19 protein-coding genes are annotated in these 20,657 nt (G+C 70.7%); 9 read left to right on the top strand and 10 right to left on the bottom strand.

What is annotated here, in order from left to right:
- Window positions 1–48: 48 nt before the first annotated feature.
- From ACGFRG_RS21790 to ACGFRG_RS21810, 5 genes are all read right to left on the bottom strand, one after another.
- On the bottom strand, window positions 49–1,140 hold the full coding sequence (locus tag ACGFRG_RS21790) for an acyl-CoA dehydrogenase family protein (RefSeq protein WP_393266178.1): 1,092 nt from the start codon (window positions 1,138–1,140) through the stop codon (window positions 49–51).
- Window positions 1,137–2,330, bottom strand: coding sequence for an acyl-CoA dehydrogenase family protein (locus ACGFRG_RS21795; protein ID WP_393266181.1), 1,194 nt, complete (start codon window positions 2,328–2,330; stop codon window positions 1,137–1,139). The genes ACGFRG_RS21790 and ACGFRG_RS21795 overlap by 4 nt, the downstream gene beginning before the upstream one ends.
- On the bottom strand, window positions 2,327–3,295 hold the full coding sequence (locus ACGFRG_RS21800; RefSeq protein ID WP_393266183.1) for an NADPH:quinone oxidoreductase family protein: 969 nt from the start codon (window positions 3,293–3,295) through the stop codon (window positions 2,327–2,329). Before ACGFRG_RS21800 ends, ACGFRG_RS21795 begins: the two co-directional genes overlap by 4 nt.
- A gap of 91 nt (window positions 3,296–3,386) precedes the next feature.
- Window positions 3,387–3,980 (bottom strand): helix-turn-helix domain-containing protein, encoded by a 594-nt coding sequence (locus ACGFRG_RS21805; RefSeq protein ID WP_393266186.1) that lies wholly within the window; start codon window positions 3,978–3,980, stop codon window positions 3,387–3,389.
- A 38-nt stretch (window positions 3,981–4,018) separates the two neighbouring features.
- Window positions 4,019–4,768, bottom strand: a complete 750-nt coding sequence (locus tag ACGFRG_RS21810; RefSeq protein WP_361418487.1) for a PIG-L deacetylase family protein — start codon at window positions 4,766–4,768, stop codon at window positions 4,019–4,021.
- Window positions 4,769–4,894: 126 nt separating this feature from the next.
- Between ACGFRG_RS21810 and ACGFRG_RS21815 the strand changes: the two genes are divergently transcribed.
- From ACGFRG_RS21815 to ACGFRG_RS21835, 5 genes are all read left to right on the top strand, one after another.
- The gene (locus tag ACGFRG_RS21815) at window positions 4,895–6,058 is read left to right on the top strand and encodes a betaine/proline/choline family ABC transporter ATP-binding protein (protein ID WP_361418490.1); all 1,164 of its coding nucleotides are present in this window, start codon (window positions 4,895–4,897) and stop codon (window positions 6,056–6,058) included.
- A 178-nt stretch (window positions 6,059–6,236) separates the two neighbouring features.
- Window positions 6,237–6,965: a DUF4097 family beta strand repeat-containing protein gene (locus tag ACGFRG_RS21820; RefSeq protein ID WP_361418493.1), complete on the top strand. Its 729-nt coding sequence runs from the start codon at window positions 6,237–6,239 to the stop codon at window positions 6,963–6,965.
- A 153-nt stretch (window positions 6,966–7,118) separates the two neighbouring features.
- Window positions 7,119–7,547: a hypothetical protein gene (locus tag ACGFRG_RS21825; protein ID WP_393266190.1), complete on the top strand. Its 429-nt coding sequence runs from the start codon at window positions 7,119–7,121 to the stop codon at window positions 7,545–7,547.
- 27 nt (window positions 7,548–7,574) lie between these two features.
- Window positions 7,575–8,198 (top strand): hypothetical protein, encoded by a 624-nt coding sequence (locus tag ACGFRG_RS21830; RefSeq protein WP_393266193.1) that lies wholly within the window; start codon window positions 7,575–7,577, stop codon window positions 8,196–8,198.
- Between the two features lie 203 nt (window positions 8,199–8,401).
- Window positions 8,402–10,828 carry a ricin-type beta-trefoil lectin domain protein gene (locus ACGFRG_RS21835; RefSeq protein WP_393266196.1) on the top strand — a complete coding sequence of 809 codons (2,427 nt, stop codon included), beginning with the start codon at window positions 8,402–8,404 and terminating at the stop codon, window positions 10,826–10,828.
- A 90-nt stretch (window positions 10,829–10,918) separates the two neighbouring features.
- Here the strand turns inward: ACGFRG_RS21835 and ACGFRG_RS21840 are convergent, their stop codons facing one another.
- Complete coding sequence (locus ACGFRG_RS21840) at window positions 10,919–11,356, bottom strand: hypothetical protein (protein WP_361418499.1); 438 nt, start codon at window positions 11,354–11,356, stop codon at window positions 10,919–10,921.
- A gap of 183 nt (window positions 11,357–11,539) precedes the next feature.
- Between ACGFRG_RS21840 and ACGFRG_RS21845 the strand changes: the two genes are divergently transcribed.
- Both ACGFRG_RS21845 and ACGFRG_RS21850 read left to right on the top strand, forming a co-directional pair.
- Window positions 11,540–11,935 carry a hypothetical protein gene (locus tag ACGFRG_RS21845; RefSeq protein ID WP_393266199.1) on the top strand — a complete coding sequence of 132 codons (396 nt, stop codon included), beginning with the start codon at window positions 11,540–11,542 and terminating at the stop codon, window positions 11,933–11,935.
- Window positions 11,928–13,472: a caspase domain-containing protein gene (locus tag ACGFRG_RS21850; RefSeq protein WP_393266201.1), complete on the top strand. Its 1,545-nt coding sequence runs from the start codon at window positions 11,928–11,930 to the stop codon at window positions 13,470–13,472. The genes ACGFRG_RS21845 and ACGFRG_RS21850 overlap by 8 nt, the downstream gene beginning before the upstream one ends.
- Before the next feature lie 83 nt (window positions 13,473–13,555).
- On the opposite strand, the gene ACGFRG_RS21855 is transcribed toward ACGFRG_RS21850, so the two are convergent.
- Window positions 13,556–14,167: a hypothetical protein gene (locus ACGFRG_RS21855; protein WP_393266203.1), complete on the bottom strand. Its 612-nt coding sequence runs from the start codon at window positions 14,165–14,167 to the stop codon at window positions 13,556–13,558.
- Between the two features lie 152 nt (window positions 14,168–14,319).
- On the opposite strand from ACGFRG_RS21855, the gene ACGFRG_RS21860 reads away from it, so the two are divergent.
- Window positions 14,320–14,997, top strand: coding sequence for a response regulator transcription factor (locus ACGFRG_RS21860; RefSeq protein WP_361418511.1), 678 nt, complete (start codon window positions 14,320–14,322; stop codon window positions 14,995–14,997).
- 49 nt (window positions 14,998–15,046) lie between these two features.
- Window positions 15,047–16,420 carry an ATP-binding protein gene (locus tag ACGFRG_RS21865; protein WP_393266641.1) on the top strand — a complete coding sequence of 458 codons (1,374 nt, stop codon included), beginning with the start codon at window positions 15,047–15,049 and terminating at the stop codon, window positions 16,418–16,420.
- 6 nt (window positions 16,421–16,426) lie between these two features.
- Here the strand turns inward: ACGFRG_RS21865 and ACGFRG_RS21870 are convergent, their stop codons facing one another.
- The 3 genes from ACGFRG_RS21870 to ACGFRG_RS21880 form a co-directional block, all read right to left on the bottom strand.
- Window positions 16,427–16,954 (bottom strand): DinB family protein, encoded by a 528-nt coding sequence (locus ACGFRG_RS21870; RefSeq protein WP_361418514.1) that lies wholly within the window; start codon window positions 16,952–16,954, stop codon window positions 16,427–16,429.
- Between the two features lie 117 nt (window positions 16,955–17,071).
- Window positions 17,072–19,717, bottom strand: coding sequence for a glycosyl hydrolase (locus ACGFRG_RS21875; RefSeq protein ID WP_393266207.1), 2,646 nt, complete (start codon window positions 19,715–19,717; stop codon window positions 17,072–17,074).
- Between the two features lie 223 nt (window positions 19,718–19,940).
- Complete coding sequence (locus tag ACGFRG_RS21880) at window positions 19,941–20,471, bottom strand: hypothetical protein (protein WP_393266210.1); 531 nt, start codon at window positions 20,469–20,471, stop codon at window positions 19,941–19,943.
- Between the last annotated feature and the right edge of the window lie 186 nt (window positions 20,472–20,657).

Raw genomic sequence — 20,657 nt, forward strand, 5'->3', positions numbered from 1 at the left:
TTAAACAGTCCGCAAAGGGGTGGTCAAAAACGGCACACTCGCCGCGAGCTACACCGGTCCGGGCAGCCCCACGATCCCGGCGACGGCCGCCCGGTGCTCACCGGCCGAACCCAGCGCGAGCTGGGCCGACTTGGCGCGCTTGAGATACAGATGCGCGGGGTGCTCCCACGTCATCCCGATTCCGCCGTGCAGCTGCACGCACTCCTCGGCCGCCCGCACCGCGACGCCCGAGCAGTACGCCTGCGCCACCGCGACGGCGAGCGGCGCGTCCGGGCTGCCGGTCGCCAGCGCGTCGGCGGCACTGCGGGCCGCGGCCCGCGCCGAGACGACCTCCAGCCACAGCTGCGCCATCCGGTGCTTCAGCGCCTGGAAGGACCCAACCGGCCGGTTGAACTGCTTACGGTCCCGGGTGTACGCGACGGCTTCCGCAAGGCACCACTCCGCGACCCCCAACTGCTCGCAGGCGAGCAGCCCGGCCCCGGCCAGCAACCCGCGCCGGACGGCCGTCCGCCCCGTCTCCGCGTCGGCGAGCAGCGTGCCGCGTGCACCGTCCAACGTCACCGCGGCCAGCGGCCGGGTGAGGTCGAGCGGGACGAGCGGCGCGACGACCGCGTCCGACGCCTCCACCGCGTACAGGCCCTGGCCGGTCGGGACGAGCAGCACATCGGCGGTGGCCGCGTCGGCGACGCCGGACACCACACCGTCGAGCCCGCCGCCCAGCCGCAGCGAGTCGGGCCCGTACGCGAACGGCACCGCGAGCGCGGCGGTCCGGCGCCCCGCCGCCAATTCGGCCAGCAGCGAGGTGACTTCGGTGGACGTGGTGTCGAGGCCGAGCAGGGTCTCGGTGGCGATGACGGAGCTGGTGAGGTACGGCACGGGCGCGACGGACCGGCCGATCTCCTCCAGGACCACGGCCGCCTCGCGATGACCGGCGCCCTGGCCGCCCAGCTTCTCCGGCACGAGAAGCCCCGCGAGCCCCATGTCGGCGCCGAGCGAGCGCCAAAGCCCCTGGTCGTACGGGGTGTCGGACTCGGCGCGGGCCAGCGCGGACGGCGTGTCCGTGCGGTCGGCGAGCAGCGAGCGCACGGCGGCCCGGAGGTCGTCCTCGGCCTCGGAGTACAGCAGGTCGGGCTCGCTCATCGGGCCAGGTCCTTCCAGGCGATGTCCTTGTCGTTGCGCGGCTCGGCGGGCAGCCCGAGGACGCGCTCGGCGACGATGTTCAGCAGCACCTCGCTGGTGCCGCCCTCGATGGAGTTGCCCTTCGAGCGCAGATAGCGGTAACCGGCGTCCCGGCCGGTGAAGTCGACGAGCTCGGGTCGGCGCATGGTCCAGTCGGAGTACAACAGGCCCTCGTTGCCGAGCAGTTCGACCTCCAGACCGCTGATCTCCTGGTTGAGCCGGGCGAAGGCGAGCTTCATGCCCGAGCCCTCGGGTCCGGGCTGGCCCGCCACCAACTGCTGGCGCAGCCGCTCACCGGTGAGCCGGGCCACCTCGGCCTCGACCCAGAGGGTGAGCAGCCGCTGGTGGAGATCGTGGGTGCGCAGCTCGGGGCGCTCGCGCCAGGTCCGCGCGACCGGCCCGATCATCCCGCCCTCGCGGGGCAGCCGCATCCCGCCGATGGAGACCCGCTCGTTCATCAGCGTGGTCTGGGCGACCTTCCAGCCCTCGCCGATGCCGCCGAGGCGGTGGGCGTCGGGGATGCGGACATCGGTGAGGAAGACCTCGTTGAACTCGGCCTCGCCGGTGATCTGGCGCAGCGGCCGCACCTCGACGCCGGGATCGCTCATGTCGCAGACGAAGTAGCTGATGCCCTGGTGCTTGGGCAGATCGGGGTCGGTACGGGCGATCAGGATGGCCCAGCGGGCGAGATGGGCGCTGGAGGTCCACACCTTCTGCCCGTTGACGATCCAGTGGTCGTCCGCACGAACGGCCCGGGTGCCGAGCGCCGCGAGGTCGGACCCGGCGCCCGGCTCGCTGAACAGCTGGCACCACACCTCCTCGCCGACCCACAGCGGCCGCAGAAACCGCCGCTTCTGCTCGTCCGTCCCGTACTTGAGGATGGTGGGCGCGGCCATACCGAGGCCGATCCCGATCCGGCGCGGGTCGTTGTCGGGCGCTCCGGCCGCCGCCAGCTCGGCGTCGACGACGCTCTGGAGCGAGCGCGGCGCGCCGAGCCCGCCGAGGCCGACCGGGTAGTGCACCCAGGCGAGCCCGGCGTCGAAACGGGCCTTGAGGAAGTCGATCGCCTCAGTGGTGGCAGGCGGGTGCGCGGCCAGCAACTCCCGCGTACGGGAGCGGAGTTCGGCCTCGTCCGGCTGCTGCCCGCTCATCGGCCGACTCCGTCCGGGACCACGACCACCCGGCCGGTGGTGGTGCCGTCGGCGACCCGCTGCACGGCGGCCGCGGCGTCCTGCATCGGTACACGCTCGCTGATGAGCGGCTTGACGGCTCCCTTGGCGGCGAGCTCGGTCAGCTGCTCGTGGCAGCGCAGGATCGACGCCGGGTCCTTCTGCGCGTACAGACCCCAGTGCAGACCGACGATCGAGTAGTTCTTCACCAGCGCGTGGTTGAGGGCGGGCGCCGGGATGTTGCCGCTGGCGAAGCCGATGACGAGGATCCGGCCCTCGAAGGCCACGCACTTGGCGGACTTGGCGTACGCGTCGCCGCCGACCGGGTCGTAGACGACATCGGCGCCGCGCCCGCCGGTGGCCTCCTTCACGGCGGCCACGATGTCGTCGGTGCGCCGGTCGATGACCAGGTCGCAGCCCAGCTCCCGGGCGATCGCGGCCTTGTCGGCGCCGCCGACCACCCCGATGACCTTGGCCCCGGCGGCCTTGCCGAGCTGGACGGCCGCGCTGCCGACGCCTCCGGCGGCGGCGTGCACAAGCAGCGTCTCGCCCTCCTGGAGGTGGGCCCTGCGGTGCAGCCCGAACATGCCGGTCTGGTAGCCGACGTGCAGGGCGGCGGCCTCGGCGTCGTCCAGCGCCTCGGGCGCGGGCAGCAGCGCCGCCGCGTCGGCGACCACATAGTCGGCGAGCCCGCCGAACGGCAGCACGGGGTTGGCGATCACCCGCCGCCCGTCCTCGGTCTCGCCGCAGATCTCCACGCCGGGTGTGAAGGGCAGCGGGGGCTTGATCTGGTACTGCCCCCGGCAGAGCAGCGCGTCCGGGAAGTTGATGTTCGCGGCGCGCACCTTGAGCAGGACCTGCCCCGGTCCCGGCGTCGGCGGCTCGACGTCTTCGAGGCGCATCACCTCGCCCGGCTCGCCGTTCTCGTGCACTCGCCATGCCTGCATTCGGAGCCTCCACGCGCTGTAGGCGGTACCGCTGCGTACCCTTGCTCAAGGGCATACTAAGCGGTCGCTTGTCGCTGATGGAACAGGCAACCTAGGACTGTTTGGGCCGCGCCCGCACGTGCATCCGCTCGCCCTGCGGACCGAACAGGCTCAGATACTCCACCGGCGCCTCCCCGGCCGGCCCGAACCAGTGCGGCAGCCGCGTGTCGAACTCGGCCGCCTCGCCCGCCGCCAGCACCACATCGTGCTCGGCCAGCACCAGCCGCAGCCGTCCCGCCAACACATACAGCCACTCGTACCCCTCGTGGATCCTCGGCTCGGGCTGCGCGCCGGAGCCCCGGTCCACCACCTTGTACGCCTGGAGCCCGCCCGGCTGGCGGGTGAGCGGCACCATGCTCTTGCCGCCCCGCACGATCGGCTTGGCCCGCACCCGGGGATCCCCCACCGGCGGCGCGCCCACCAGATCGTCGAGCGGCACCTGATGGGCCCGGGCGATGGGCAGCAGCAGCTCCAGGCTGGGCCGCCGGTGCCCCGACTCCAGCCGGGACAGCGTGGACACGGAGATCCCGGTGGCCGCCGACAGATCCCCGAGCGTGGCCCCCCGGTCCTTGCGGATCCGCCGCAGCCGCGGCCCCACCTCGTTCAGTACGTCGTCGAGTTCCCGCTCCTCATCCATACGGTCCATTGCAGAATCAGCAAGGCCGGTTGTCAACCCGGCATCGCTCAGCGCGGGAAGAGCTCGAAGGCGACCGCCGGACGACCGCCGAAGCGGGCCGACGCGCGCTCGGCGTTGCCGGTCAGGAAGGTGCGGCAGTACGTCTCGGGGTCCTCGGCCGTCAGTCCCTCGATGTAGCTGCGGTGCTCCAAGAGGGAGTCCACCGAGCGTTCGAGTCCGGGGGTGGCGTCGACGGCGTGCGTGGGCGAGACGGAACCGGCCACCGCCACCCACCGCACACCGTTCCACGGCTCAAGGCCCTGCTCGGCGAGCTCGGGGAAGATCCAGCGGTTACCGGCGTCCCCCGCCGCGTCGAGGGTTGCCCGGCCGACGGCGCGGTGGTCGGGCGAGTTCCAGGTGACACCGCCCCAGGTGTCCCGGTGGTTGAGGGTGATGACCAGCTCCGGCCGGTACCTGCGGATGGCGGCCGCGATGTCCCGGCGCAGCCCGATCCCGTACTCGATCACGCCGTCCTGATGGTCCAGGAACTCGACCGCCGAGACGCCGACCACGGCCGCACTGGCCCGCTGCTCCCGCTCGCGCAGCGGCCCGCACTCGGCGGGCGCGACACCGTCGATGCCCGCCTCGCCACGGGTGGCGAGCAGATAGGTGACCTCGCGTCCGCCGTCGGTCCAGCCGGCGATCGCTGCGGCGCAGCCGTACTCCAGGTCGTCCGGGTGGGCGACGACCGCCAGCGCGCGCTGCCAGTCGTCGGGCATCTCTTCCAACTGATCCAACTGCTCCAACTGGTCTGTCATGAGGGCAGCTTACGAGGCCGGACGATCTTCGCCGCGCTCCGACGGATCCCATGCCTGCCGGGCGGACCGCCGGAAGTCCGCAGCCGAAGGGCCGCGCGATTCCAGCCGAGCGCTTAGCGTGGTTCCATGATCCGGTTCGAGCAGGTCAGCAAGGTGTACCCGGACGGTACGAGCGCCGTCGACGGCCTGTCCTTCGAGGTGGCCGAGGGGGAGCTGGTCACCCTCGTCGGCCCTTCGGGGTGCGGCAAGACGACCACCATGATGATGGTGAACCGCCTGATCGAGCCCACGTCCGGCCGCATCCTGGTGGACGGTAAGGACATCGCCTCGCTCGACCCGGTGCGACTGCGCCGCAGGATCGGCTACGTCATCCAGCAGGTCGGCCTGTTCCCCCACCGCACCGTCCTGGACAACACCGCCACCGTCCCGGCCCTCGTCGGCTGGAAGCGGACGAAGGCGCGGGCCCGGGCGGCGGAGCTGCTCGACCTGGTGGGCCTGGACCCGAAGACGTTCGGCGCGCGCTATCCGGCCCAGCTGTCGGGCGGCCAGCGCCAGCGGGTCGGGGTCGCACGCGCGCTCGCCGCCGACCCGCCGGTCCTCCTGATGGACGAACCGTTCGGCGCGGTGGACCCGGTGGTGCGCGAGCGGCTGCAGAACGAGTTCCTGAGCCTTCAGGCGACGGTCCGCAAGACGGTCCTCCTGGTGACGCACGACATCGAGGAGGCGGTGCGGATGGGTGACCGGATGGCGGTGTACGGGCAGGGCCGCATCGAACAGTTCGACACCCCGGCGGCGGTACTGGGCGCCCCGGCGACCCCGTACGTGGCCCAGTTCGTGGGCGCCGACCGAGGGCTGAAGCGCCTGTCCGTCACGACGGTCGAGGAAGCCGATCTGGAACAGCCCCCGATCGCCCGTCTGGACGAGCCCGCCGAGGCGGCTGCCACCCGGCTGCGCGAGGCCGAGGCGCGCTGGGCGGTCGTCCTCAACGCGTCCGGCGAACTCCACGGCTGGGTCTCCACGGACGAACTCTCCCTGGCCGGCACCCCGGGCAAGGTCGCCGACCTCGCCCGCCGCATGGAGGCCTGGGTCCCGGTCGGCGCCCCTCTCAAGCAGGCGTTCAGCGAGATGCTCCAGTACGACGCGGGCTGGGTGGCGGTCCTGGACGGCGCCCACTTCGTAGGCGTCCTGACCCCCGCCAAACTCCACGAGGCCCTGCGCCGGTCGGTGGACGCGGATGCGCGGGGGGTGGGGAGGGGGGAGGTGGAGTTCGACTCGGTGGCGGATGCGTAAGTGCACCATCGGTCCGGGCCGCCCACCACCTCCGCATCACACCCACCGGGACTCGGGGTATAGCCAATGCCACCTCGAATACGGGGGTTTACCCCATGGTCCGCGGCCGACTACGCGCATAGCGTGGGGGCGTCCCCAGCGGGGGACGCCCGACACTCCCAGGAACGGTGAATACTTCATGCGTGCGCGCCTCCGACTGCTCACTGCCGTCGCGACGACCGGAATCGCCCTCGGTGGGCTCAGTGCGTGCGGCATGCTGCGTGACCACTTCGACGACGACACCACGGTGACCGAGAAGATCACATCGGTGCGCCTGGACAGCGGATCCGGCGCGATCACCCTGCACGGCAAGGAGGGCGCCACCAAGGTGGACCTGCACCGTTACGTCGAGTACGACGGCGACCGCCCCAGCCAGACGCACCACGTCGAGAACGGCGTCCTGGTGCTGAGCGGCTGCGGCGACGACTGCTCGGTGGCGTACACGGTCGACCTGCCGGCGGGTATCCCCGTGACCGGTCAGACATCGAGCGGGGCGGTCGAACTGGCCCACACGGGCCCGGTATCCGTGTCGACCTCCTCCGGGGCCATCGAGTTGGACGACATCAAGGGCGCGGTCGACGTACGCGCGTCCAGCGGCGCGATCACCGGCAAACGACTCAACGGCGGCCCCATCAAGGCCAAGACGTCCAGCGGAGCCATCGACCTCGGCGCGTCCTCGCCCGAGGACGTGAAGGCGCAGGCGAGCAGCGGCGCGGTCACGGTCGCCGTCCCGGCCGACCGGTACCGGGTGACCGCGAAGAGCCAGAGCGGCGGCATGGAAATCGCCATAGACGACGACCCGACGGGCCCGCACCACCTCGACGTCTCCACGAGCAGCGGCGCGATCCACGTCAAGACCACCACCTGAGCCAAGCGCCTGCCCCGCTCCTGCGCGGGGCTCACGCCGGACCGGTACCTGCAACGTCACATGCTTGTCATTTCTCCCACATGGGACCATTGTGAGAAATGTTCAAGCAGTGACGGCCATGGCCGCGGCGACGGCACAGAACGAGGTCCAGTCATGGGCTCGCCAAGATCTGCCAACGACGCCAGCCCGCCGGTGAAGCCGCATCGCGCCCGGTTCCCCCGCTGGCGCGCCTTCACCTGGGTGATCCTCGCCTTCAACCTGGTCATGCTGATCTGGGCGATCACCGGAGCCTCCACAGGCAAGAGCTGCAAGGGCCTGGTGGGCGACCCGCTCACCCAGTGCCAGGCCGGGCAGGTCGGGACGGGGATCGGGGTCGGCCTGATCATCCTGCTGTGGGCCCTCGGTGACATCATCCTCGGCACACTGTGGCTGATCACTAGACCCCACCGGCGTTACTGTCCCGCCTGCGGCAATCAGATGCGCCGGGATGTCGCGCAGTGTCCTGACTGCGGATTCGACTTCCGTCAGGTCCAGACTCCATCCAGACCCGGATGGGGTCGACCTGGCGGCCCCGGCGGCTGAGTCCTCGGCGGCGAAGGGGTGATCCCCATGACGTCCACACACCGGACCGCGCTCGCCGCCGGAGCATTCGTCGTAGGGGTGGCATTGTGCGGCGGCACCGGCTACCACCCGGCTTTCGCCCTCACCCCGGCCTCGCCAGCCGTGTCGGTGAGCGGCGTCGGTAGAGGCGATCCCGGTGTCGGTGAACCGTTCACCATCGCCACCAGCAAGACCACGTTCTCCGTCACCGTGGACAGCGTGACGTGCGGCGCCCTCGACGCGCGCATCATGACCGCGTTCTTCGACTCGATCGGTGAACCGCCGACGCCTCCGCCCCCGCAGCCGGGGCATCAGTGGTGCGTCCTGCAGGTCCACGCCCTCAACACCGGGCATGTGAACGACGCTTGGTTCGTCGGCAGCAGTGCCGTCCTCGGGGCGGGCCAGGACTCGTACAAGGCGGATACCACCAGCGACGGCTTCACCATCGGGCAGGCCTACGAGAACAGCAACCACGGCAAGGGCCCCGAGAACGGGCTGAACCCCCATGAGAGCGGGCCCGATTGGGCCGCTTATCAGCTCCCGACCGGCACCGTCCCGAGCTCCGTGACCGTCGCCAACGGCGACCTCGGTTCCGGGCCCGGCTCAGTCGTCGTCACGCTCAGGCACAGCTGATCAGCCCCCGGTCCAGCGGGCCGCCGTCGTACCCCCATTCGTCCCCACCCGTTGACACCGCCCTCAGATTCCCCCACCATCTCCCACGCATGAGTGAATCTGTTTGCCTGTGTTGAAAGTTGCTCGATCATGGGCATCCATGGGAACCAGCCACCCAGGGGCGTAGCTCGATCACGGTCAATCCAACCCTCCTTGGAGTCGACATGATCTCCACCACCTCCATGGCCAGACGGCGGCCACCAACTCTCCTCGCCATCCTCGCCCTTCTGATCGGCGCCCTCATGGGCTGGGGCCCACCCCTCGCGCACGCCACCACGGGCGGGGCCGGCGCGACGAGCACGGCCATCGCCATCGACGGCACGAAACCCGGCCTCGCCTTCGACGGTGTCGGAGCGATCAGCGGCGGCGGGGGCAACACCCGGCTGCTCGTCGACTACCCCGAGCCGCAGCGCAGCCAGTTACTCGACTACCTCTTCAAACCCGGATACGGCGCCTCCCTCCAGGTACTGAAGATAGAGATCGGCGGCGACACCAACTCCACGGACGGCGCCGAGGCCAGCCATATGCACACGGCCAACTCCGTTGACTGCGACCAGGGTTACGAGTGGTGGCTCGCCGCGCAGGCCAAGGCGCGCAATCCCCACATCAAGCTCTACGGGTTGGCCTGGGGCGCGCCCGGGTGGATCGGGGGTGGGAACATCTGGTCCCAGGACATGGTCGACTATCTGATGTCCTGGTTCGGGTGCGCCAAGCAGCACAACCTCACCATCGACTACCTCGGCGGCTGGAACGAGCGCAATTGGAACGCCGGGTGGTACAAGAACCTCAAGTCCGCGCTCCTCTCCAAGGGCTACGCCACCAAGGTCGTCGCGGCGGACAGCGGCTGGGAGGTCGCCGACGCGATGGCGACCGACAGCGCGTTCAAGAACGCCGTCGACATCGTCGGCGTCCACTACCCCTGCGGCTACCTCGGTGACTTCAAGTCCTGCCCGAGCACACCCGCCGCACGGGCCCTCGGCAAACCGCTGTGGGCCAGCGAGAACGGCTCCGAGGACGCCGACGGCGGCGCCCAGGCCGTCGCCCGCGCGATCAACCGTGACTACATCGACGGCAGGATGACCTCGTACATCAACTGGCCGGTCATCGCCGCGCTCTACCCGAACCTCTACTTCTCCACCGACGGTATGTCGATCGCCGCCCAGCCCTGGTCCGGCAACTACAGCATCGGCAAGACCACGTGGGTCACCGCGCACACCACCCAGTTCGCCCAACCCGGCTGGCACTACATCGACTCGGCCAGCGGTTTCCTCGGCGGCGACCGGGCCAACGGAAGTTATGTGTCGCTCAAGTCGACCAACAACTCCGACTACTCCACCGTCATCGAGACGATGGACGCCACGGCCGCCCAGACCGCGACGTTCACCGTCACCGGCGGCCTGTCGGGCGGCACCGTCCACGTCTGGTCAACCGACCTCAACTCATCCAGCAACTCCGACTACTTCGTCCGTGGTCAGGACATCGCGCCGTCGGCGTCCGGCACGTACTCCGTAACCCTCCAGCCGGGGCACGTCTACACCCTCACCACGACCACCGGCCAGGGCAAGGGCACTGCCACTCCCCCGGCCGCCGCCGCGATGAAACTGCCCTACTCCGATGCCTTCGAGACACCGGCGGCCACCACCAGCCCCAAGTACTTCACCGATATGAACGGCGCCTTCCAGACCGTGGCCTGCGGCGGCGGCCGCACCGGCACCTGTCTGCGGCAGATGGCCCCGACCAGTCCGATCCGCTGGACCGACGAGCCGTACAACGCGCCCTATACGTTTATGGGCGACAGCTCGTGGGACAACTACACCGTCTCGGCGGACGCGATGCTGGAGCAGTCCGGCAGTGTGGAACTTCTCGGCCGGGTCGGCCAGCAGGGGCGCAACAACAACGGCCTCAACGCGTACCACTTCCGCATCAGCGACACCGGCGCCTGGTCGATCGTCAAGAGCGACACATCGTGGCACTTCACCACGTTGGCGAGCGGGACCACGAGCGCGCTCAACCTGCGCACCTGGCACAATCTGTCGTTCACAATGCAGGACGCGACGCTGACGGCATACGTCGACGGCTCGTCCCTCGGCAGCGCGAAGGACTACTCGTTCACCAGCGGCCAGGCGGGTCTCGGCGTGACCGGCTACCAGACCGACCAGTTCGACGACTTCGCGCTCACACCGGGCACACCGTCGCCGCCGCACCTCGGCCCGATCGCGTCCGGCCTCACCGGCAAGTGCGTCGACGACAACACCGGCTCCACCGTCAACGGCACCCGCGTCCAGCTGTGGGACTGCAACGGCACCGGCGCCCAGGTGTGGTCGTGGGGCAACGGCATGCTGCGGCTCGGCGGCCCGAACGGCAAATGCCTCGACGTCACCGGGCAGGGCACGCTCAACGGCACACTCGTCGAGCTGTGGGACTGCAACGGCGGACAGAACCAGCAGTGGGTACCGCAGTCCGACGGCTCACTGGTGAGCGTGCAGTCGGGACGTTGCCTCGATGTCCCGAGGGCCGACCCAACCAACGGCAATCAGCTGGAGATCTGGGACTGCAACGGCGGCGCCAACCAGCGGTGGACACTGCCGTAGCGGCACACGCAGGCAGGTAGGTAGGTAGGTAGGTGGCGGGCCTTCGGAATGCGTTTCCGGGGGCCCGTTGCCGTGCCGGTCAGCCCATCGCTACTCGCCCTGACGGACCTTCACACCACCCACCAGCGAGTACGAGCGCACCTTCACCACCGGACCGCCCGGCTCCCCCGCCACACCGCTGCTGCGCGCGCCGAGCAGCGAGAAGCCGCTCACCTCTACCGTCGTCCCGGCGGGCACCGACACATCGACCCCACCGAAGGCCGAGAAGGCGTCGACCTCGGCGGACGCGCCCTCGGGGTAGGCCAGTTCGGCACCGCCGACCACGGCCGCCTTCACCAGGTGGGTCGGCCCGGCGGGCAGCTGAGCCTCGGTGTGGTCGAGCTTGGCCCCGCCCACCGCGGCCACGTGCACCGTGCGCTCCCGCGCCTCGAACGCGCCGCGTCGCTTGATCCCGCCCAGCAGGGACAGGCTCCATTCGGTGCGGCGGGTGGTGGACGGGGTGGACGCGGTGTTCTTCGTGATCTCCATGCCCCTGACAGTACGGGCCCGCCCTGACGGCCTGTCAGTGTCTGCCGACACCAACCCCGCATGACAAACGTCATGCCCGGCTTCCACGAATCCGGGACGCGCGCGTCGCCCGCTGGGACACTGGCCTGCATCCCGTCGACCGGAGGCGTAGGCGGGGGGAGGCATGCGGTAGTGGGGGGATCGATGGAAGTCAAGATCGGTGCCGTCGGCGACGGGAGCGTACTGGAGCTCGTGGCGCTGTTCCAGTGGCTGCGGTCCGAACGGCAGTTGGCGGGCCGGGTGCATGCGGAGTACCGGCCCGCCGGGCCGGAGGAGCTTTCCTCGGGCGTACTGGACGTGGTGGGCATCGCCGTCGGGTCGGGCGGCGTCGCCGTCGCCCTGGCGCAGTCGCTCACCGCCTGGCTGAAAAGCCGTCGCCCGGCTGTGGAGTTCACCATCACCTTGCCGGACGGGACCACGCACCGGCTGAACGTGGCGGACGGGGCGGCGGCGCAGCTCTCCGCGGCCGCGCCCATCATCGAGGAGATGCTGCGGCAGACCCGCAACGGCCAGGGCGGCGTCGGCGGTGCCGGTGAGTGAACATCGTACGGACCGCGACGGGTCCCACGCCCTGCTGCTCGGGGCCTCCGCCTTCAAGCACCCCGACATCCTCCCGGTTCCCGCCGCCGCGAACAGCCTGCGCGCCATGGAGCGCATGCTGACCGATGCCGCGCTCGGCGGGTGGTCGTCCACGCAGGTCACGTCCGTGCTCGACCCGCCCAACGCGGTCGAGGCGGTCCGCCGGATCCGCCGCGTCGCCCAGCAGACGACCGGGACACTGCTGCTGTACTACGTCGGCCACGGCGAGATCAGTGCCTCCGGGGAACTGATCCTCACCGTCCACGACACCGATCCCGAAGACGCCGATCTGACCGGCATCGAGTACAGCCGGGTCAAAAGCGCGCTTCTCGACAGTCCCGCCGCCGTCAAGATCGTGATCCTCGACTGCTGTTATTCCGGGCGTGCCATCGACGCCCTGGGCTCCGACGCGGTGAGCAGCGTGACGGCGGCCAGAGGTGTGTACACCCTCACCGCCGCCGACCTGGAAGTGGCCCGTGTCCCACCGCTGGCGCAGCAGAGCACGCTTCCCACCTCGTTCACCGGCCAGCTCCTGGAACTCGTACAGACCGGACTGCCCGGAGCGTCGCCGTGGCTCACGCTCGACTCGATCTACCCGCACCTCAAGGCACGGCTACGGCAGGCGGGCCTGCCACAGCCGAACCGGCTGACCACCGACAGCGCGGCCCACTTCCCCTTCGTACGCAACAGCGCCCGGACCGGTACGGAACGACGTCCCGTGAACGCGTCGGCACAGGCGTTGACCACCGCGCCGACGACGCCGTCCGGGAATCCCCACTTCGACCCGGTCAAGGGCGCCGGATACGACATCGACGAGGTCGATGCACACCGACTCGACGTGATCGCCCTCGTCGCCGACCCCCGTCGCCGGACGAGAGCGAGAGCGCCCTACTTCCGCCAGGTGTCCGGCAAGAACCGCCACGGCTACGACAAAGCCCAGGTGGACGCCCATATCGAGCAGCACCGCTGCGAGCCGGCTTCCTTCGTCGACGCCCTGCGCATGCTGCTGGCCGACGTCGGCATCCCCTTGGTGCCGGAGGCCGAAGCCCAGACACGGAAGTTCACCCGACAGGTCAGCAAGATCAAGAGCAAGTGCGCGATCTATCAGGACCAGCAGCTGATTGGTTTCGTCGCCGTGGGCTGGTTCGCCCGCACGCCGGGCGTGGTCGCCTTCACCGACACGCGCATCATCGTGCGCACCAACTTCCTTCCCCTCAGCATCCCTTACTCCCGTGTGGAGGAGGCACGCCTGTCCACCACCTCCGTCTGGGAAAGCTGGGGTTCGGGGGATGCGGTGGGAGCGAATGAGGTGTTCACGCTGACCGTTCGCCTCGGCAGCTGTGAAGTGAAGATCGAGGAGTGCAATTCGTATCCGCTCCAGAACGCCTTGGAGCGCACCCTGCCCGCGCTGCGGGACCTCCGCGCGGACCACCCCGAGTGGTTCGGCTCGGGGCTGGCGGCGGATCACGCGGATCGCGCGGATCAACTGGACGGGTAGCCGGGGGCACGGCGACGGCGCGGTGGAGGGCGGCTTACTCGCCGCTCCGCACCGCGCCGCCGTCTGATCGGCCCTTGCTCTGATCAGCCCTTGGTCGCCGGGGCTCCCCCGAGGACCGTGTTGCTCGTGACCGTGCCGTCGTTGCCCGCCAGGGTCACCGCGTGGCGCACGCCGTCGGGGCCGAGGACAACGGCCTGCCACGCGCTGCCGCCGCCCTGCTGGGCCACCACCCGCAGCGCCTCGACCTTGCCGCCGGAGACGGCGGCCGCCGCCTTGTCCACGGCCTGCGCGGCCGGGAGGGCGGGCAGCGGCGCGGGGGCCTGGCCGAATCCGCCGCCGGGCAGGCCCTGGCCCATCCGGCCCCAGCCCTGGCCGCCCGCGCCGCCGGGCCGCTCGCCGCGCAGCCGCTGCTTCTCCCCGGCCCAGCCGTCCGCGCCCCGCTCGCCGTGGTGGCCCCGGGCCTCGGCGGCGTACCCGCCCCGGTGGCCCTCGTGGTGGTGGTGCTCCGCCACCGCCGCGGCCAGCCCGCCCGCGCCGAGCAGGACGACCACGCCGAGCACCACCCACCGGGTGCGCCCCTGCCGGGTCAGCCGGACGAGGCGGCCACGGCGGACGGCCGCCTTGCCGGTCGTGTCGGCCGCCGCCTCACCGGGGCCCGCCGGGCCCTCGGAGGGCTGGGGATGGGACTGAGTCATCGGACTGCTCCTCGTGATCTGACGCGGCCGGGCGCTCCGCCCGGCTGCGTCAGATGCTGCGAGACGCATGCTGAAGCTTTGCTGAAGCCGCCTGAAGACATCTTCAGGAACTCTTCAGGATCCCGGCGACGCGGACCTGAGAACCTTGTCCCATGCGCGTACTGGTGGTCGAGGACGAGCGGCGACTGGCCGCGGCATTGCAGCGCGGGCTGCGCGCCGAGGGTTTTTCGGTGGACGTCGCCCACGACGGTCCGCACGGACTGTGGCTGGCCGGTGAGCACGACTACGACGCCATCGTGCTCGACATCATGCTTCCGGGCCTGAACGGCTACCGGATCTGTGCCCGGCTGCGGGCGGCCGGCTGCGAGTCGGGGATCTTGATGCTCACCGCGAAGGACGGCGAGTACGACGAGGCGGAGGCGCTCGACACCGGCGCGGACGACTTCCTCTCCAAGCCGTTCTCGTATGTCGTCCTCGTCGCCCGGCTGCGCGCGCTCGTCCGGCGCACCGGGCGGCGCAGTCCGCAGATCATGGAGTTCGGCGATCTCGTGATCGATCCGGCGGCGCAGCGGTGCACGCGGGCCGGGACCGAGGCCCGGCTCACCTCGCGCGAGTTCGCCGTCCTGGTGCATCTGGCCCGGCATGCCGGTGAGGTGGTGCCGAAGCGGGAGATTCTGCACCACGTCTGGGACACGGCGTACGAGGGTGATCTGAACGTCGTCGAGGTCCATGTCAGCGCGCTGCGCCGGAAGATCGACGCGCCCTTCGGCCGGGCCTCGGTGGAGACCGTCCGGGGCGCGGGCTACCGGCTGGCGGCCGACGGTGGCTGAGCAGGACGGCACGCGCCGGAGCGCGACGCTGCGCGAGCTCGTCCGTCGGCTGCGCCCCCGGTCCGTGCGCGCCCGGGCCACCCTGGGCGCGTCCCTGGTGGTGGCGCTGGCGCTCGGGGTCGCGTCGTTCGGGCTGCTCGGGCTGCTCGACCGCAACCTGATCCGCAACGCCCAGACGGGCGCCGAGCGCCAGGCCCTGCGCACCGCCGGGCTGGCCGCCGAGGGCCGCCTGGACACCGTACTGGCGCCGGAGCGCGGCACCGACTTCCTCCAGGTCGTCGACGCCCGGGGCCGGGTCCTCGCGGCGAGCCCCAACCTGGCGGGGCGCCCCGCGCTGTCCACCGACCAGCCCCGCTCGCCCGGCACCGTCCGTGGCACCTGGAACGGCGGGCGGATGCGCGAAGAGCACCGCCAGCGGGTCGTCCAGGTCACCACGGCCACCGCGAACGGGCTGGTCACGGTGTACGCGGGCACCTCGCTGCGGCAGGCCGACACGGCGGACGAGACCATCGGGGTCGCGCTGGTCGTCGTCGTACCGCTGCTCGTCCTGACCGTCGCCCTGGTCACCTGGCGGGTGACGGGCTGGGCGCTGCGGCCGGTCGAGGCGATCCGCGCCGAGGTGGCCGCGATCGGCGACCGCGAGCTGCACCGGCGGGTGCCCGTGCCGCGCAGCCAGGACGAGATCGCGCGGCTCGCCGTCACCATGAACGCCACCCTGGACCGGCTGGAGGCGTCCGGGATCCGCCAGCGCCAGTTCATCGCGGACGCCTCGCACGAGCTGCGCAGCCCGATCACGGTGCTGCGCACCCAGTTGGAGGTCGCCCAGGCCCACCCCGACCCCGACTTGTGGGGCGAACTGGTCGGCGGCGCCCTGGAGGACACCGTACGGCTGCAGGATCTCGCCTCCGATCTGCTGCTGCTGGCCCGGCTGGACGCGGGTGACCATCCCCCGACGACCCGTGTCCCGCTCACCTCGCTCGTGCGTGAAGAACTCGCCAAACGTGCTCCGACCGAACGGATCACCCCCACCGTCCAGCTCACCGAGGACGCCGTCGATGTCGATGGCAACCGGGGCCAACTCGGCCGTGTTCTGGGCAACTTGCTGGACAACGCCCAGCGTCACGCCGCCCAGGCCGTCACGCTCGGCCTGCGGACCGAAGGCAGGCAGGCCGTTCTGACGGTGGCCGACGACGGCGCCGGTGTGCCCCGCGCCGACCGTGAGCGCGTCTTCGAGCGGTTCGTCCGGCTCGACGACGCCCGCAGCCGCGACGACGGCGGCGCCGGTCTCGGCCTGGCCATCGCCCGGGATGTCGTCGAACGGCACGGCGGTACGCTGACCGTCGTCGACGCGTCCTCGGGCGGCGCCGCGTTCGAGGCCCGGCTGCCGCTCGCCGCCGACAGCGTCGCCCGGGCCCGCCCTTGACCGGCGCTACACCCCCGTCGTGCCGTCGATGCGCTCCCTGATCAGGTCCGCGTGGCCGTTGTGGCGCGCGTACTCCTCAATGAGATGGACGAGGATCCAGCGCAGCGAGACATGCTTGTCGCCGAGCACGGCGGCATAGTCGTCCGGCAAGGTGCCGCAGTCCTCAAGCGTGGCGTCCGCCGTCAGCTCACGGCCCCGTGCCACCTCGGCCCGCCACTGCGCCAGTGCCTCTTCGATGCCCTGGTCCGGGTCGAGCACGAATCCGCCGTCGCCGCCCTCCCCGTACAACCACGGTATGTCCGTGCCGGCGAACAGCCGCTGGAACCAGTTCCGTTCAACCTCCGCCATGTGCTGGACCAGGCCGAGCAGGGTCATCCGGGAGGGCTCGACGGCGGCCAGCCGTATCTGCCGGTCGTCGAGGCCCTCGCACTTCAGCGCGAGTGTGGCTCGCTGGAAGTCCAGCCAGCTCTCCAGCGTGGCCCGTTCGTCCGCGTGCAGCGGAGGGATCGGGCGTCCGGCAAGTGTCGTCCTCATGCATCCCACCTTCGCACGAGCCACTGACAACGGGCATCCGGTGGACCGCCGTACCTGCCGCGATACGCCGATCCCCGTACGGCAGAGACCGTACGGGGATCGGCATACGAAGAAGGGTCAGCTCGTACGTCCCTTCAGGCGTCGCGGGTCGAAGGACCACATGCCGCGTCCATGGGTGGCCGCGTACAGGTTGCCGTCCGGGCCGAGCTTCAGCTGGAGGACGGCGGTGGTGGGCAGGGCCTTGCCGAGGACCTGCCACTGGCTCGCACCGGCGGGCCGGTAGAAGACGGCGAGGTCGGTGCCGAGCGCGAGGCCGCCGTTCGGCAGGAGTTTCACCGTGTTGGCGGGGACGTCGGGCAGGTCGGCGGAGATGTCCGTCCAACTGGCTCCGCCGTCACGGGACTCGAAGACGTGGCCGTAGCCCGCGCCGGGGCCCTCCGTCCACTTGCGCGAGAAGCCGTTGACGGCGACGTACACGTGCTGGGCGTTGGCCGGGTCGACGTCGAAGCCGGAGATGTAGCGGTTCGGGATGGTGCCGTCGGCCGGCAGGTTCAGCTGGTGCCAGCCGGTGCCGTCCGCGTTGCCGACGGCGATGCCCCGGCTGAAGCCCTGGTTGTTGCAGGGGCCGCACCAGCCGACGTAGACCGTGCCGCCCGAGGAGGCGACGGCGGTGGCGACATGGCCGGCACCGAGGTCGTAGGCGTTCTTCCACTCCGCGCCGGAGCGGATCGCATAGCCCTTGGACTGCGTCCAGACGTGCCGGCCGCCGGCCACCCAGGTGTTGCCGTCCTTGGCGTCCGCGGCCATCGGGGCGATGAAGCGGGCGCCCGCGCCGCCGAGGTCCTTGTCGGGCGGGGCGACCTCGTACTCGGTGGCCTTGGTGGGGTCGGTGGCCCAGGCGCCGTTGTTCACGCCGCAGTCCTGGGTGACCCACATGTCGAGGTAGACGTACTCCTCGGCGATGTCGCAGCCGTTGGCGGGGTCGGCGATGGTGTCGCCGCCGTCGCCGCCGAAGTTGGAGCCCATCACCTTGTCGTGGCCGCGCAGGATCGACTGGCCGTTGTCCTGGAGCCCGCCGGTGACCGAGACCCCGCCGTGGTCGAGGTCCTTGCCGATCCCGACCGAGTAGTACTGGAGGGTGTCGATGGTGCCGTCGTTGAGCGGCTGCCAGTCCTTGGCGTGGCCGCCGGAGTCGACCGCTCCGTTGAGCGGACGCCGGTAGATACCACCGTCGTTGCCGACGTACGCCCAGCTCTTGCCCTGGTACGAGCCGATCGCGACGGCGTGCTGGTCGGAGTGGGTGGTCGGGAAGCAGTCGCCGGTCTGCTTGGTGGGGTCGATGCTCCAGCAGGGGAACGCGAAGTTCCAGTACGGGCCGGGGGTGAGCCAGCTCGTGCCGCCGTTCTTCGTCTCGAAGACCTCCTCAAGACCGAGGTAGACATGGTCGGCATTGGCCGGGTCGACCTGGAGGAACTGGTTGTACCAGGACTGGATGCCGGGCATGTAGCCCGCGCCCTGGAGCGCGGAGCCGGACGCCTTGAGCTTGTTGTAGTCGGCGATCTGCGTCCACGGCCCGAACGGCGAGCCGTTCTTGGAGACGTACACGCCCTTCAGTCCGCTGTCCGGGTTGGCCGCCATCTGGGCCGGGGACTCGTCGACGGCGTACAGGCGCGAGCCGTCGGCCGCCGCCCCGAACGTCATGTTGCCGACGTCGTCGCTGCTGGTCGGCAGGTCGCCGAGCCCGCTGACGGGCTTCCAACTGCCGTCGCTCTGCTTGCCGTAGATCCCGTTGTAGGTGTCGCCACCGCGCCAGCCGACGGCGAGCAGGACCTTGCTCGGGTCCTTCGGGTCGATGGCGATGTCATTGGCGATGTTCTTGTACGGGGCGGACGGGTCGGCGGTCTTGGAACCGCCGGGCAGATAGTCGGGGTTGGGGGCGAACTCCAGCTTCCACGGTCCCGACAGGGTGGTCGTCGAGTGCGACCACACGCCTCGGCTGGTCGCCGCCCACACCGTGGTTCCGCCGAAGCGCAGCGCGTGGATGACGGTGCTCTCCAGCTCGGCCCCGCCGACCCGGCCGCCGGGCTGGAACTGCCCGTGCTGCGGGTCGGCGAGTACGTAGACTCCCGTGCCCACGAACGACGTCGCGCCGGTGTTGGACTCGCCGGTGGCGTACCAGAGCCGCTTGGAGCCGTCCAGGGCGAGGGTTCCGGTCGACAGGGAGGGCAGCTTGTCGGCGATGGGCTGCCAGTGCCCGCCGCCGGTCTTCGAGCGGAACACCCCGCCGTTGGCGCCGCCCGCGTACACATATCCCTGGTCGTCGGCGGCGATGCCGGTGATCCGGCCGGTCACGTCGCCGGAGCCGCCGCTGGAGTTGGAGTTGATGTCGCGGTAGCGGGGGTCGTCCGAGTTGTACGGCTTCTTGGTCACATGGTCCCAGTCGCCGCGCGTGTGCGGCATGGACTGGAGCTGCGCCCAGGCCGCCCCGTACGCGCCGGGCGCGACCACGCCGGGGGCGGTGCGGGCCTCGGTGTACTGGGCGGTGCCTTCGGCGGAGTTCTCGGCCTCGTCGGAGCCGCCGTCCCCGCCCTGCCCGGCGACGAGAGCGGACCGGCCGTGTCCGGCGAGTACCGCCTTGGTGTGCTTGCGGCCGATGTCGGCCTGGTGGCGCGCGTTCCAGGGTCTTGGTCTGGTGTCACCGGCTGCCGCGAACGACTGGGTGCTGACCAGTCCGAACGCGGCGGCCACGACGGTGCAGGTCATGAACCGTCGTCGACGCCGTGCGGGCATCATTGCGCTCTCCTCCCCGCGCCGGGCACGGGGGGCCCGACGCGAGGGAGATCTTGGCGTGCTCGCGACACCCCGGACAGGGCCTGGCGGAAACATGGCGGGGAATTTGCCGTTCCGGGTCGGCTGTCCGCAATCCGCCGTGCGCCGGGGCCAGTTGTGACGGCCTCGGCGCACGGCGAGTGCGAGCGGTGGCCGACTACTCCAGGCCGACCGTGGCCAGCGCGGTGGTCCAGTCGGTGGCGATGGCCTGCTGAGCGGGCGCGAGCTGAACCGTTCCGGCACAGACCGCGCGGTACAGCTTGTACTCCACGGTGTCCTTGTCGGTCGAGGTGCTGCCGCCCGCCTGGTACCTCGGCTCCGGCCACAGGTTCTGCGGGCTGCGGGGGTTGCCGCCGAGCGAGAGCGGTATGAGGTGGTCCTCCTCGTAGTCGGCGGTGTTGGTGTCGCTGTACCCGTACTGCGCGATCTGCTGCACCTTGAGCGCGTTGGTGTAGCTGGTGGGCGGACGGATGGAGGTGCTGTAGCCGCCGACACAGATCGTGTCCTGGATCGTGTCCTGCGTGACGGCGGAGTTGAGCGCCCCGGGCTGGCAGGTGGGGTCGGGCAGCGGCAGGTAGCTCTGCGAGCAGGTGGGGGCGGCGTGCGCGGTGCCGGTGGAGATGATCAGGCCGCCGGTCGCGAGCATCAATGAGGATGCGGCGACGGCGATTTTACGCAGACGAGGCATGTGGGGGCTCCCGTTGGTCGAGGCGGTCCCCGACGACCTGGGTAGGACCATCAGGGTGATAGAGGCATGACAACATCTCGGCCATCTATGCGGGTAGACCCTTGCGGTGAATACCTGGTAACCGATGCGTGGCCTGGCCCGTTACTCGACGGCGGCTCGACCTGATTCGTACAGCTATGCCTCAAA

Source organism: Streptomyces sp. NPDC048696 (assembly GCF_043198895.1).
Classification (GTDB): domain Bacteria; phylum Actinomycetota; class Actinomycetes; order Streptomycetales; family Streptomycetaceae; genus Streptomyces.